At 49.4% G+C, this 14,745-nt stretch carries 9 protein-coding genes; 4 read left to right on the top strand and 5 right to left on the bottom strand.

The window, feature by feature from the left end:
* Positions 1 to 411: 411 nt before the first annotated feature.
* Positions 412 to 3,945: a vitamin B12-dependent ribonucleotide reductase gene (locus tag LX98_RS15935; RefSeq protein ID WP_496429843.1), complete on the bottom strand. Its 3,534-nt coding sequence runs from the start codon at positions 3,943 to 3,945 to the stop codon at positions 412 to 414.
* A gap of 764 nt (positions 3,946 to 4,709) precedes the next feature.
* Between LX98_RS15935 and LX98_RS15930 the strand changes: the two genes are divergently transcribed.
* Positions 4,710 to 5,000, top strand: a complete 291-nt coding sequence (locus tag LX98_RS15930) for a hypothetical protein (protein ID WP_496429842.1) — start codon at positions 4,710 to 4,712, stop codon at positions 4,998 to 5,000.
* Positions 5,001 to 5,006: 6 nt separating this feature from the next.
* On the opposite strand, the gene LX98_RS15925 is transcribed toward LX98_RS15930, so the two are convergent.
* Positions 5,007 to 6,386: a TrkH family potassium uptake protein gene (locus tag LX98_RS15925; RefSeq protein ID WP_496429841.1), complete on the bottom strand. Its 1,380-nt coding sequence runs from the start codon at positions 6,384 to 6,386 to the stop codon at positions 5,007 to 5,009.
* Between the two features lie 295 nt (positions 6,387 to 6,681).
* Here LX98_RS15925 and mtaB point away from each other — a divergent pair, with 295 nt between their 5' ends.
* The 3 genes from mtaB to LX98_RS15910 all read left to right on the top strand — a co-directional run bounded on the left by mtaB (position 6,682) and on the right by LX98_RS15910 (position 10,810).
* Entirely contained in the window at positions 6,682 to 8,067 is a 1,386-nt protein-coding gene (mtaB, locus tag LX98_RS15920; RefSeq protein WP_496429840.1) for a tRNA (N(6)-L-threonylcarbamoyladenosine(37)-C(2))-methylthiotransferase MtaB, read from the top strand.
* A 13-nt stretch (positions 8,068 to 8,080) separates the two neighbouring features.
* Positions 8,081 to 9,454 (top strand): tRNA (N6-isopentenyl adenosine(37)-C2)-methylthiotransferase MiaB, encoded by a 1,374-nt coding sequence (miaB, locus tag LX98_RS15915; protein WP_496429839.1) that lies wholly within the window; start codon positions 8,081 to 8,083, stop codon positions 9,452 to 9,454.
* A 396-nt stretch (positions 9,455 to 9,850) separates the two neighbouring features.
* Positions 9,851 to 10,810 (top strand): HDOD domain-containing protein, encoded by a 960-nt coding sequence (locus tag LX98_RS15910; RefSeq protein ID WP_496429838.1) that lies wholly within the window; start codon positions 9,851 to 9,853, stop codon positions 10,808 to 10,810.
* Between the two features lie 299 nt (positions 10,811 to 11,109).
* On the opposite strand, the gene LX98_RS15905 is transcribed toward LX98_RS15910, so the two are convergent.
* From LX98_RS15905 to LX98_RS15895, 3 genes are all read right to left on the bottom strand, one after another.
* Positions 11,110 to 11,622 (bottom strand): 2'-5' RNA ligase family protein, encoded by a 513-nt coding sequence (locus LX98_RS15905; protein WP_496429837.1) that lies wholly within the window; start codon positions 11,620 to 11,622, stop codon positions 11,110 to 11,112.
* 63 nt (positions 11,623 to 11,685) lie between these two features.
* Positions 11,686 to 12,432, bottom strand: coding sequence for a hypothetical protein (locus tag LX98_RS15900; RefSeq protein WP_496429836.1), 747 nt, complete (start codon positions 12,430 to 12,432; stop codon positions 11,686 to 11,688).
* 869 nt (positions 12,433 to 13,301) lie between these two features.
* Positions 13,302 to 14,726 (bottom strand): FG-GAP-like repeat-containing protein, encoded by a 1,425-nt coding sequence (locus LX98_RS15895; RefSeq protein WP_496429835.1) that lies wholly within the window; start codon positions 14,724 to 14,726, stop codon positions 13,302 to 13,304.
* Positions 14,727 to 14,745: the final 19 nt, after the last annotated feature.

The following is a 14,745-nucleotide window of genomic DNA, read 5'->3' as shown; positions in this document are numbered from 1 at the left end:
TCTCACCGTTTTGGTAATCCCACGAGTCTTAGCTAGATTTAATAATTGCGTTATGCCTGATTCTTTAATCAGGCATAACGCAATAGTAAATAGTTGTAAACTGCTGTGCTCTATCTTTCAAGAGATAAGGGGTTATCATCTAATAAAAGCTTTTCCCGCATTTAGGGCAAACCGTACTTTATAATCGGATTTTTTGAAAATTCTTAAACCCCAGACCCGAAAACGAAGCTGATTTGTAAAGTTCTGCATAAAACGTCTCACCACAAGGGCATTGGGATTTTATTCATTTCCTTTATAGTTCTCTCCAAAAAATCCAATATGGACATAGGGCATCTGAAACCACGCGTCACGTGTGGGATCCAGACGGTGTCTAACGATCTGAGACAATGAGATAACCCTAACAGGCCAATCTTATGAGCATCCGTTGGTTGATCCGCAGTTATCACACTTCAAGCAGGTTCCGTTCCTTACCATCTTAAATTGCTTGCATTCCGGACAGGGGTCGCCTTCATAGCCTTTTTGCCGGGCTTCCTGTACTTCCGTGATGGTGAGAGTCTCGCGTTTCATTTCCACTTTTCTGGCGACTTTCCCATGCTCTCCGTTCTTTCCTGCCCCGTTTCCTACGGGCTTCCGGGAGGGAAATACCTCGGGACTGATTGAGGTTGAGCTAAGTGAGCGTGGGTCCACCAAGCCCTCTTCGCCATCGTCCGGCATATCCGTTTCCTTCTTGAGGGCATCCACGCGAAGATCTTCAGGGGCGACTTGTTCCAAATCGTGCCGGTCCAGGTAGGTGATCGCCAGTTCGCGGAAAATGTAGTCGATGATCGATGTGGACATTTTGATATGGTCGTTAAGCTTGACCGGTCCGTTTGGCTCAAATCGAGTGAACACAAATGCGTCCACATATTCCTCAAGCGGTACGCCATGTTGGAATCCCAGGGAAATCGCAATGGCGAAACAGTTCATCAGACTTCGAAATGCGGCCCCCTCTTTATGCATATCCAGGAAAATTTCGCCCAGAGTTCCATCTTCATATTCGCCGGTTCGGAGATAGATTTTGTGACCACCGACAATCGCCTTTTGGGTATACCCGCCTCGACGGGTCGGTAAGGGACGGCGTTTTGCCAGGTAACGGACCAGCACTCGGGAAGCCGCTTGTTTTGCCACGGAGGCGATGTGCTCATTTTGGGCGGATAAATCTCCCCATTCACTCACAGTATTGAGCGGTTGACTCAGTTTCGATCCATCCCGATACAGGGCCACGGCCTTGACCATGGAAGTCCAGGACAACATATAGGCCTCCTTCACGGAGTCCACGGATGCCTCTGCCGGCATATTGATGGTTTTGCTAATGGCTCCGCTGATGAAAGGCTGCGCGGCTGCCATCATCCGGATGTGGGCCGGTGGAGAAATAAATCGTTGTCCTATACGTCCGCACCGGTTGGCACAATCAAATACTGACAAATGTTCAGGTTTGAGATGGGGTGCGCCTTCGACGGTCATGGTGCCACAGCAAAAATCCGTTGCCGCAAGAATTTCTTCCTGAGTAAAGCCTAGGATTTTGAGAATATTTAATTGAGGACTCTGAAGTTGAGATTCGGTCAGATCTAATTTTTCTCGACAAAACTCCTCAGTGAGGGTCCATTTGTTAAACGCAAAGTGAATATCAAAGGCTCCGTCCAGCGTGGCCTCCATGCGTTCCAGCACCTCGCGGTCGAATCCCTTGGCCAGCAACGTGTCATGGTTGATAAAGGGGGCCTGTTTGAGCGTTCGGGTTCCCGTTGCATAGGTGATGATGTCTTGAATCTGGCTTGAGCTGTATCCTAGATGCCGTAATGCGGGAGGAAGACTTTGATTGATAATTTTAAAGTAGCCACCGCCGGCCAGTTTTTTGAATTTGACCAGGGCGAAATCCGGCTCGATCCCGGTCGTATCGCAATCCATGACTAAACCGATCGTGCCGGTCGGTGCGATGACCGTGGCTTGTGCGTTTCGATACCCGTACTGTTCCCCCAGTGCCAATGCCCGGTCCCAGGATGTTTGTGCGGCTTGTAAGAGGGTTTGGGGACATTGGTCCGGTTGAATGCCCATTGGGGGAATTGTGAGCTCTTCATATTCATCCGCCGAAGCATTGTAGGCTGCTCGGCGATGGTTTCGCATAACTCGAAGCATGGCTTCGGCGTTACGTGGATAGGCATTGAAGTGTCCCAATTCTTTGGCCATTTCTGCGGAGGTGGCATAGGCCTCCCCGGTCATGAGGGACGTAATGGCGCCAGTCCAGGCTAAGGCCTGTGGCGAATCATAGGGAATTCCAATTTTCATCAGAATGGAGCCCAGGTTGGCATAGCCAAGGCCGAGGGTTCTATAGGCAAAGCTTTTTTCAGCAATGGCGCGACCTGGAAATCCAGCCATCAGCACGCTGATTTCCAGGACAATGGTCCACAACCGGACGGCATGTCGAAAGCCGTCAATATCAAATTGTCCTTCCGATGTGAGAAATCGTCCTAAATTGAGAGAAGCCAGGTTGCATGCGGTATCATCTAAAAACATGTATTCGCTGCAAGGATTCGAGGCATTAATCCGACCATCCTGGGGGCAGGTGTGCCATTCATTAATGGTGGTGTCGTATTGCACGCCGGGATCCGCGCAGATCCAGGCCGCCCAGGCGATTCGATCCCATAATTCTTTTGCGGGTATGGTTTTGCAAACCGCACCGTCGGTGCGTCTGGTCAACTTCCATTCCCCTCCTGCCTGAAGGGTCTCAAAAAACTCATTGGGAATGCGGATGCTATTATTCGAATTTTGTCCGGAGACCGTCTGATAGGCTTTGCTATCCCAATTGGTGTCATATTCATGAAACACAAAATGGGTAAATCCTTCCTGAGCGTAGCTGAACATCCGGTGAATATAGGGTTCAGGCACAGCGGCTTCCCGTGCGGCCTGGATCGCCTCACGTAAGGAATGGTTATCTCGGGGATTGGTATCGACCTGAGTCGTCCCGTCCTGACCTGGGACGTGACAGGCCTTTAAAATGGCATTCAGATGACGTGCGCAGACTTTCGATCCGGTGACCATGGCCGCCACTTTTTGTTCTTCTATGACTTTCCAATCAATAAATTCTTCAATGTCGGGATGATCTAAATCCAGGCACACCATTTTCGCGGCGCGGCGGGTTGTGCCTCCCGATTTAATGGCACCAGCAGCCCGATCGCCGATTTTGAGAAAGGACATGAGTCCTGACGAGCGACCGCCTCCCGATAACGATTCTCCATCGGCCCGTAACTTGGAGAAATTGGTGCCGGTTCCCGACCCGTATTTGAAAAGGCGGGCTTCCCGAACCCACAGATCCATAATCCCGCCTTCATTCACTAAATCATCAGAGATCGATTGGATAAAGCAGGCATGGACTTGAGGGCGTTCATACGCATTGCGGGCTTGTTTGACCCGATGGGTATTCGGGTCTACGTAGAAATGTCCTTGTGAGGGTCCGGACAGGCCATAGGCAAAGTGCAGACCGGTATTGAACCATTGGGGAGAGTTTGGAGCGGCCATTTGCCAGGCCAACATGTAGCTGAGTTCGTCTTTAAAGGTTTCCGCATCTTCAGGGGTATCAAAGTAGTGATGGGTCTTGCCCCATTCCGTCCAACAACCGGCTAGTCGATGGAACACCTGCCGGGCATCCCGTTCCCCTCCAAGAATGGGGCCGCCTTTGTCATTGAGGAGTGGTTGTCCTTGGTCGTCAAATTGAGGAACTCCGGCTTTGCGAAAATATTTTTGGGCTAAAATATCGACCGCTAATTGAGACCAATGTTCCGGGGCCAGAATGTTGGCTTGATGGAACACGGCCGAGCCATCCGGATTACGGATTTCTGATGATCGGTGTGAGAAGGGAATGGTTTGATACGGGCTTTCACCGGTTTTTGTGAATCGACGGTCAATTTTCATGTAGGACTCCTTTGGAAGAGACTGCAAACCTGAGGGGTAATTCTTCGGTCATTTTTTTCCGCCTCATCTGGCGTCCCTGCCTTCCAGGAGAGCACCTTGGAATTGTGCCTCTCTCCTGCCTGGTATTCTCTCAGGGATCCTGGAGTTCATACAACAAGCAGTGCCACCAGAAGCCATTAATGCAGCGTATCGACGAATGACTGGCCTCTAGCAGGAAAGAATGGGCGTATGCCAAATGCCTGCACACATCAGAAAAATAGGAAAAAATAAAACCGGAAGAAATAATTGGTATGAACCAATGACCCACAATCTATAGCGGATCAAAAAAAATGTCAATACTAAATGTTGTGAATGGCGGCTCTTAAATGGGGATTTCTGTGCAGAACATGTGAGTTCAAAAAACCTAATATTTCGTGCGGAGTTCTGAATGAATTTGCCTGGTTATCAACAGGCTGAAATTTTCACCCAACAAGTTATGCACACGTATACGACCAAAAAAGAAAAAAATTTTTTGAAAAATGTCAGGGTGCCATTTGAAATGATCAGGACAATTCCTAACACAATTCATAATCTGAAAATTTATAGAGAAAAAATGTATTCAGTGTGTCAGTGTGAAAGACGTCAGGAGAGAACCGATAGGACGTTCCTTGGAAAATTTTTTGATTTGCGACGGCATCTTATGCCACGTTAGGACATGTCGCAGGTGGACCGGATAAGGTCCAAAGGAGACCAGGAAAACTATTTTTTGAAGAAGGAGCCAAATCATGTATGTGTGGAGTAAGCCCTTGGTCCTTGGATTAGTGCTGGCGTTGGTCTTGTTGGAGGCTATATTTTTTCTCCTGATCGGTGAGGAGGGGGAAAGCCAGTTACATGTCCGAATGACTCAATGGATTACGGCCAATTATGTGTTGTTAATGATTTGGATCTTCGTCTGGATGTATGATCAAGCCAGGGTAAGAGGAAAGAATGTGTGGTTGTGGGTCTTGCCCTATGTCTTATTTCCGCTTCCGACGCTGGCATTTTTTATTTTCAGGCTTCAGCGACGGATTGTTTGAGTCGATTTACCCGATGATCACTCGGGCCTTGGCATAACGATAGGGTTTGCTTACTGCCGTTTTCACGGCAAATAACCCGATCATTAAGGGCCCGAACCGGCCCAATAGCATGGACAGCATAATCATCACTTTTCCAAAGTCGGTAAAGAGAGCCGATAAGCTCAGTGTTTCGCCGTTTCCTAATGACATACCCACAATGCCCATGGCTGAGGTGATTTCAAACATGAGAAATAAAAACGGTTGTGATTCGGTAGAATCCAACAGGAGGGTCATGCCGGTAATCATGACAATGGCCAGGACGGTGAAGCAAAGGGCTCGGGTAATGAGGTCCTGGGGTATTCGCCGGTTAAAGACCTCTACGTCTCTATCTCGACGAAGCATGTTTAAGATGGTTAGAAATACGATAGCAGCAGTGGTCGTTTTGAGGCCTCCTGCCATACTCCCGGGCGATCCTCCGATGGCCATCAATAATAACAGGAAATAGAGGGTGGCATCGCGCATGTCGACAATATCGATGGATGTGAATCCTGCGGTACGGGAAACGGAGTGAAAATAGGAAATTGTCAGCTTTTTCCCGATGGAGGCGGATTGAAATGTGGAGGGATTGTTCCACTCCAATATGGTAATACCTAATGTTCCCCCCACGATAAGCAGGGCGGTGGTGACCAACACCAATTTGGTATGGGTCTGTAGACGAAAGCGTTGCCCGCGAAAATTGCCCAGAAGATCTTCAAAGACAAAAAACCCGATGCTTCCGAAGATCACCAAAATGGTGATGATTCCATTGATGGACCAGTCTGTTTGAAAGGACTTAAAGCTATCAGAAAAAAGGGCAAACCCGGCATTGTTAAATGCCGAAATGGAATGGAATATCCCGTAGTAGGCGGCGGTCCCCCAAGGCAAATCGACGGCAAAGCGAAGCGTGAGCAACACCGCGCCAAGGCCCTCTAATCCAAAAGTAATCGTGGCGACCAGCTTCACGAACCGGACTAATCCTTGTAAATCCATCGTATTCATGGATTCGCTGAGCATCATGCGGTCTCGCAACCCAAGGCGACGCCCTAAAATGAGTAAGATCATCGTGGCCATCAGGGCATATCCTAATCCTCCAATCTGAATCAATCCGAGAACCACGCCTTGCCCAAACAAGGTGAAATCCTGAGGAGTATCCACGACGATGAGACCTGTCACGCAGACTGCAGAGGTTGCCGTAAAGAGCGCGTCAAGGAATGAAATGTTCACTCCGGGATGAGTGGCGAATGGCAGCATGAGCAGGCAGGCACCGAAAAAAATGAGTCCGAGGGCGGCTAATGCTACAATCTGGCCCGGTAATAACCGAAAGCCGACAAAACGAGCTATCAGGAGTCTTCCGAAACCGTCAGTCATTGCTTGAGAGGGGAGGGCTTGATTGAACGTGGATCAGGATAGGCAGATAGGGTCATGGTGTTCGAACCAACGGGACTGCCAAGCTTTGGTCCATATCCAAGCACAGGCCTTTTGTTATAAAAAATAGAAGTGGGCGGGAGACAAGATTGAAAGACGATAGATAACTGTAGGGCAATCCCCAAATGTGCCCGGCTGCATTTAGGATATAAAAAATCTTAGCATGTTCGATCGGCAATGGAAACCTGGTTTTCCCTGCCTTGTTGTGCGGAAAGGCCTTCTTTATAATGCTTTGCCTATGAATTCTTATGATTTCCAACAACCCCAACCACGTGTCACGTTGTATACGTTAGGGTGTCGACTCAACCAGGCTGAAACGGCTCTACTTAAAGACGGGTTTCAGCAGAGCGGATTTATCCCGGTAGAATTTGGTCAGGAAACGGATCTTTTCGTGATCAATACCTGCACCGTCACGGAAGGGGCTGAGGTGGATTGTCGACGAATCGTCCGCCAGGTCCTCCGTCATTCCCCCCATGCCTTTGTCGCCGTCACCGGGTGTTATGCCCAGACCGGGTTGGAAGTGCTTCGTCGCATGGCCGATATAGACCTCATTGTCGGCAATCAATTCAAAATGAAGCTGCCTGAGATCATTCCGCCTTTTCCCCAGCTTAAAAAACAACCTGTGCCACTGGTGCATCATGGACGGATTGATCCTGAAAATTTTTCGATAGAAGGCGTTGGAGCCTATACGACGACTCGCGCAAATCTAAAAATTCAGGACGGGTGTCAGTTTATGTGTTCGTTTTGTCTGATTCCCTTTGCCAGAGGCCGGGAGCGGAGTCGGTTTCTGGAGGATGCGGTTTGTGAGGCCGAGCTCTTGGTGGAAAGGGGGCATCGGGAGTTAGTGCTGACGGGGGTAAACATCGGGCAGTACCGTGATGGAGCTGCCGATCTCCTGGCGCTCATTCAACGTTTTGAAGCGATTAAAGGCCTGGAGCGGATCCGTATTTCCTCTATTGAACCCACCACGGTACCTGAGAGTCTTCTGGACTATATGAGTAGTTCCACCAAGCTGTGCCGGCATTTACATGTTCCCTTACAGAGTGGTGACAATCGTATATTGCAGGCCATGAATCGCCGGTATTCCGTACGAGAATACCAGGAGGCTATGGAATCAGCACTGAAACGCATTCCAGACTTGTGTTTTGGCACGGATGTGCTGGTGGGGTTTCCTGGGGAGGGCCCACGAGAATTTGCGAATACGGAAGCGGTGGTCAGAGATCTTCCTTTTGCGTATTTGCATGTGTTCAGTTACTCGCCTCGGCCCGGTACGGCTTCCACCAAATTACCGCATCCCGTGTCTCCCGTTACGACGAAAGAGCGGAGTCGATCTTTGCGGGAAATGTCCGGTCACAAACGAATGGCGTTCCAACAGCGGTTTGTAGGGCGACGGGTCTCGGTGTTATTTGAAGCAGCGGAAGCCGACGGGTATTGGCCAGGGCTCACGGATAATTTTCTTCGTGTCACCGTTCGTTCTCCACATCTGCTCCGGAATACTATTCAACCGGTTGTCGTGACCGGCATAATGTCGGACACCACGTTGGGATTGCTGGAGCCATCCTCTGAAAGTCCTCCACCGGCACAGGATCTTTTTTCTGCGTCTTCACTTGTGTGCGTTTCCTAGAAAGGTGATGTTTGTGAGCGGACCTCCTTTACTCCTCCCTACCAGCCTGAAGGCACGAACCCGTTCCCCTGGTCAAAGTGGCTATCAGGTGTATATGGAGACCTTCGGGTGTCAGATGAATGAATATGATTCGGAAATCGTTCGGTCGCTGTTAAAAACCCGAGGATTTCAATTTACGCCGCATGATGATGAAGCCGATGTGATCCTGTTTAACACCTGTGCCATTCGTGAGAATGCGCATAATCGCGTGTATGGCCATTTAGCCCGCTATACCAATAGAAAACAAGAACGTGGCTTGGTCATTGGGGTATTAGGCTGTATGGCCCAGAATCTGAAACAAGAGCTGATGGATACCCGATCGTTCATTGATGTGCTGGTCGGGCCGGATGGGTACCGGCGACTGCCTGATCTTCTTATCGATGCGCTGGAGCATCGTAAACGAGGATTGGCCGTTGATCTGTCCGAATATGAAACGTATGCCCATATCGTCCCGGACCGGCCGGATGGAATTAATGGATGGATCGCCGTCATGCGGGGCTGTGATAATTTTTGTTCATTTTGCGTGGTGCCCTACACGCGAGGACGAGAACGCTCTCGAGACCCTGAGGGAATTATTCAGGAGGCCCATCAATTGGTCAGTCAGGGGGTTCGGCAAATCACATTATTGGGACAAAATGTCAATTCCTACCGGTCCGGGGAATGGGATTTCGCCCGATTGTTAATCGCCGTTGGGGATGTACCAGGGGTTCAGCGTGTGCGGTTTATGTCTCCCCATCCAAAAGATTTTCCTCCTGCCCTCCTTGAAGCCGTTGCGGAGCATCCCGCCATCTGTAAGACGATTCATTTGCCGCTGCAATCGGCTAATGATCGAATTCTGGAACGTATGGGGCGGGGTTACACTCAACGAGAGTATCGTAACCTGGTTGAGGCCATTCGAAAGAAAGGCCCTCTTGTTTTGACCACCGATATCATTTGTGGATTTTGTGGAGAAACCGATGAGGAGTTCCAGGAGACCTATGGTCTCCTGCAAGAGGTGGGCTATCAGGCAGCGTTCGTATTCAAATATTCTGAACGAAAGCACACAATTGCGGCCAGAAGATTTGCGGACGATGTTCCTGAGCAGGTGAAGGGATACAGGACAAACCAGATCGTGGAATTGCAAAAAGAAATTTCCCTTTCAAAAAACAAGGAACTCATCGGCACCACAGTGGAGGTTATGCTGGAAGGGCATTCCAAAAAATCCGACCTTCAATGGATGGGACATAGCGACCACAATGTGACGGTTGTCTGGCCCAAGGATGACGAAGTCCGTCAACCAGGAGATCTTGTGTCCGTTCTTGTGATGGATGCCTCGCCTTCGACCCTCTATGGGCATGTCCAATCCTGATGGATTTCCTGTGTTCCCGAAGGCAAAACATTCTTTACCCCACCCTCCGTTCATAAATATTCGATTTTCCTGTCATTCCCTGTGCTCGCCTTCTCCTAAATAGTCTCTTTTTCCCGGTTGAGGCTGGGTTTGCGTTGGAGAAATCCGTCAAACCGGAAGCTGGTTTCTACCTCAAGTCAGGTACTCATTGTCCGATAAAATCTTTGAATACTTGTGGTTTTCCGATCGTATGCCGGAACGGATTGTTCTTCAACTTCCCGGTATTCATTCGGAAAAGAATTCCCTATCCCATCGATCTATGAAGACAAGCCTATACGTGGAAAAATCTGGATGATTGGTTTTCGAAGGAATGCTGTTGTGGTGAATGGTGATAAAAGGCCTGAGGTTTAACGAATAATGGATGCCCAGATTCTGCAGCGTATAAAAAATTGCAAGACCCTCCCGGCGATTCCCGCCTTGCCTCTGCAAGTCCTCCAACTCTGTCGGGATGAGAGGACTACCGCCCAACGAATTGGTGACGTCATTAGTAAAGACCCTTCCTTTGTGGCCAAGCTGTTGAATGTGGCCAATTCCAGTTTTTACGGGGGCAGTCGCCATAAAGTGACGACGGTCACCCATGCGGTGACGTTATTGGGCATGAATTCTATTGCCACGTTAGCGTTTTGTTTTTCGTTATACCGGGACTTACGAAAAAAAGGTGGCGGAGCGTTTGATCATACCCATTTTTGGCATCGATGTATTTTGGCGAGTTTGGCTGCGAAAATATTGGCCAAGCGCGTCCGGGTGACGAACGAAGAAGAGATTTTCCTTGCCGGATTATTGCAGGACTTGGGCGTGTTGGTGATGAGTGAGGCGTTAGGCATGGAATATGGGTTGATTTATAAAAAAGCTGCGCAGGATCATCAGGCACTTGAGGCGTTAGAACAAGATCGATGGAAAACGGATCATTGTGAGATCGGGGCATGGTTGGCCGAGACATGGGAATTGCCGGAATTATTGCGAGAATCCGTGAAAGGGAGTCATGACCCCTCCTTGGCGTCCGGGAGCGATGACGTTTCCCGGTTAACTATTCTATGCGTGGCCCTATCAGGACGGTTGGCTGATATGTGGTGCCACCAACAGCCCGAGGTGGCTATTCAATCGGCCATCCAATCATCAAAGGAGCTTTTGGACATTGAACCCGACGGACTTGTGGAAGTCGCCAAACAAATTGCTGACGGAATCCCTGATATGTCCAGTTTTTTTCAGATCAGCTTGGGTAAACCCGAAGACATTCAAAAAGTGTTGGATCATCTTATGCAAATTGTCACGGGCATCTCTCAACCAGAAAGTTCAGAACCCATCCCAGCTCTTTAAGTCAGTGGTTCCTCCCTGGTTTTTCCTGAGTGTCTCCCAGTATGTAACCGATTTCGCTTCCATTAGCCGAATGGATTTGCACGTGGCTCCTTATGTTAGAGAAATGGGGGACAACTGACTAAGCGGTCCATATTTCGCCGCGTCCTTGGCCTATAGTCCCACTATGGGCCGGCAAATCGTCAAAATCTGCCCTCGCTCAGCCACATTTTTGCTATCGATTCCCAAAGTCCGACAGACTCCTAGGAGTTCTTAAGGCACCAGGCGACATCCACTCGCGAATGTAGAAAGTGAGAAAGAATTTATCCACTCAAAGGGACTGACAGGATTGAAGCCCAGTCCACGGGATGTTCGCTCTTGGAATGGATAAGATGGATCGTGTCGACTGTGAAGTTGAGGGGCAAGGCTTGAGATAAGGTGGACGTGATTTCGTGTTTTAGTTCAAGTGAATAATGACCATACAAGAGACTGAGATGGGGCATAAAGGGGTTGGGTGCCTTGCCGAACAATCTTTTTGCTAGTTCATGCGCATTTATGAGGCCAGGTGTTTCCTGAGTCTTGAAGAACACGCATTGAAAGTACTGATCACCATAGGCAGGTTCGGCCAGAAAAATATCAAACGGTGCAAGTAATTCTCCGAGTTTTACGCATTGCAGGGATATAAGTTCCTCTGTTCCTGGAAGAGAACCCAGGAGCGTCACATGGGGGTCGAAGACTGGAGCGTGATACGCTTTGCTCAAGTCGGTAATGGTTTTCATGAGAATGTCGTAGGGCTGACCAGTAGGTGTCAGCCAGAGGTGATAGGTGCTTGCCATGCCCACCTTTCAGATTTGTCGAGAAGTGCCTGAATGACCCGTGCTTATGGCCCAAAGGAGTATCTAGGTGGAGGTCTTTTCTTTGGTTTTTGAGGGTTTAATCCCAGTCCAGATGAGCAGGCCTCCAATACTGATCAATGCCAATGGCACGAGCATCAATATAAAGAGGTTCCCCTTGGCTTGCCAGGCTGCTGTGCCCATTGTCCCGCCTACAAAAGCTAACGCGGTGCCAAGTGTGATCAGGATAATCCTTACAATGAAGAATGTGACATGCTTGACCTTGCTTCGACGAGCTTTTGGAAGTTCTGCTTCTCTACCAAACAAGAGTGTTGGTCTCGTGGCCTGGGTGGGCCTTCGTTCCCCCTTGATGCCCGGTCCGCCAGGTGGTTGCTCGTCACCGTTTTTTTTCCTGATGGGCCCAAGGATTTGAAAACGGATGACAACGAATCCTTGATTTGCGACAGAGAGGGAATCCAGCCTGAGTTGTAAAAATGGCCAGAGCCCGCCAGTCACAATCTGTTTGGCTACATCACCTGGAACATAGCCCAGCATATCCCGTTTCGTAGAAAAGATTTGCTCCGATACCCCAAATATCTTGATGGCATGAGGATCTTGGGGATTGCTCGGTTCTTGTTCCCAGTCCAACAGGTGTTCGGACCCTTGGATAAATTGCCAGACATTGGCTTGCCGATCTTGAATTCCCTGAATCTCAAGGTTTTCATAGTAGATTTCATACCCGACCTGAATTGGGGGCAGGAAAGAAATGCCTTCAGGCATGACAATATTCTGATGGTCTCTTCGTTCCGACATACTTCAGCCCTGGCTATTTCGTTGATTTAATCGGCAGAAATGGTGACTTCTCCCTCGAAAAAATGTCCTTTGTCCTATTTATTTCAACAGGGTCCTCTCTTTGGGCGTGGCGCATAAGGCTGGATTCAACTCCGATCAAACAAGGTTTCCTAACACCATACAAAAATTGGAGGGTAAAGGAAATGTGTACAAAGATTTGTAGCTAATTGACATATTGTCTTGGTGCCGTGATTTTGCTTGACCCACCAGAAGAGTGACCAACCCCTTCAAAAAAATATTGGGTTATTAGGGGATTTGATCAAACGGAGGTCTCATTTCTACCCTGGTTTATAAAGGCAGGGGGAGGATGCCATGTTGAATCTGAAAGGAGAGTCATGAAGACAGGGAGACTTATGATTCATAGAGGAAAGAATTCGTTGGGAAAGTCCGATTTTTTACTTTCGTTATTGGGATTGGGAAAGAGTTGCCTATAGGAATGAGAATCATCACGTGAAGATGGAGGTAGGATTATTTCCCAATCCACACAAGAATCGCGGCAAAGAGAATGAGCCACCACCGAATACTTACCGAGAGCTTTTCCCCCTCGCTTTGGTAGTAAAATCGTTTGTTCATCTCTTATCTCCTCAGTTGAGGATAATCAAAATACAGGCGTATGTTGATGCTGACCATTACACAGATGACCTACATTCGAGTCAGGGTTTGGTGTGGGGTGGGGTGGGCATTCCCAATGAGCAATGGGATGCACAAAAAAGAGCCTGTCCCGATGTGGGACAGGCTCTTTACAGATCACCGAAAATTGACTTGGTCTTATCTGTGCTTGAGACTTATTCCCTTTCCTTCAGTGATTCAGGAGGTGCGTTGTCACCGTTTTAGGGTTGAATGTCCCAGTCGAGGGAGACTATGTCAGGGGAGCCGATTCCAATCAGGGTTACCCCATTCATCAGCCAGACTTTCACCTCCCCTGTAGTCGCATTTTTCAAGACCACGTCCGCTTTCCCATCTCCATTCATATCCCCCACCTGCTCAATCTTCCACGCCGAGGCGATGCCGCCCAGAATTTTAGACGACGCAATAGAGGTCCCATTCATCAGCCAGATGGCCACGATGTCGCTTGTTTCATTCTTCCAAATAAAGTCGGCCTTCCCATCACCATTGAAATCCCCAACACCCTCAAATTTCCAATCTGTGGAGGTGCTGCCGGGAAAGCCCGTGCCGGTCACAGTGGTTCCATTCATCACCCACACGGCCACGGCCCCATTGCTACCGTTACGCCAGATGACATCGGCCTTGCCATCCCCCGTCACATCGCCGATCCCCGCAATCTGCCAGTTGAGCGGTACCCCGCCCGGGAAGGCAACCGAGGCCATGGCGGTCCCATTCATCAACCAGATGGCTGTGTTGCCGTTACTGCTGTTGCGCCATATTAGATCGGCTTTCCCATCGCCGTTGACATCCCCGACGGCCTGAATAACCCAGGCAGTCGGCGCACTGCCGGGAAAACCTGTGGACGTCACGGTTGTGCCGTTCATCACCCAGATCGCCACCGTGCCGTTGGTACTATTGCGCCAGATGACATCGGCCTTGCCATCCCCTGTCACATCGCCGATCCCTGCGATCTGCCAGTTGAGCGGCACCCCGCCCGGGAACCCGACCGAGGCCCGGACTATCCCGTTCATCAACCAGATGGCCGTGCTCCCGGTGTTTGTGTTGCGCCAGATTAGGTCGCCCTTCCCATCTCCATTGAGGTCATAAGGCGTATGTATGGGTAAAACAACAGGAGGAGGGACAATCCCTCTCCTGGTATCTGTTCCCGTCTGAATCCATTGACAGGTATCTCCCACGAGATCCTGACCGGCAAGCGTGTAGGTCAAGGTATTTCCTACAAGGGAAGCCGTTAAAGTGGATGTGCCGCTATACCAAAACCCGCCGTTGAGGGTAACCACGTAAGGACATGACGCATTCACTGTCCCATTCGCTGATACGGTTCCTGAACAGGTCACTGTTTGTACAACGGTAATTCCGTTATCAACCACGGTATCCATCTGTGTTACGTTCCAGTTGGAACCAGTTTGGTTGGTAATACCATAGTTATCTCCCCCAGGATCACTGAAAGGTCCATTATCATCCGGATCCTGACATCCCGTTACTGAACCACTACTCGGGCCATCTTTCCAGGTGCCTCGAATATCGGGCACTGTCCCCGCTTGCAGGCTCTCCATGGTCAAAGGCAAAAAAAGTAACCCATTCGCTAAACCCACGATCACCAGTAAATATGTCAAATTTTTGCGCTTCATGTGAAATGCCTCTTGTTGA

The organism is Nitrospira marina, assembly GCF_059568365.1.
Note: the sequence above shows the minus strand (reverse complement) of the source record. Positions and strands in the feature narration are given on the sequence as shown.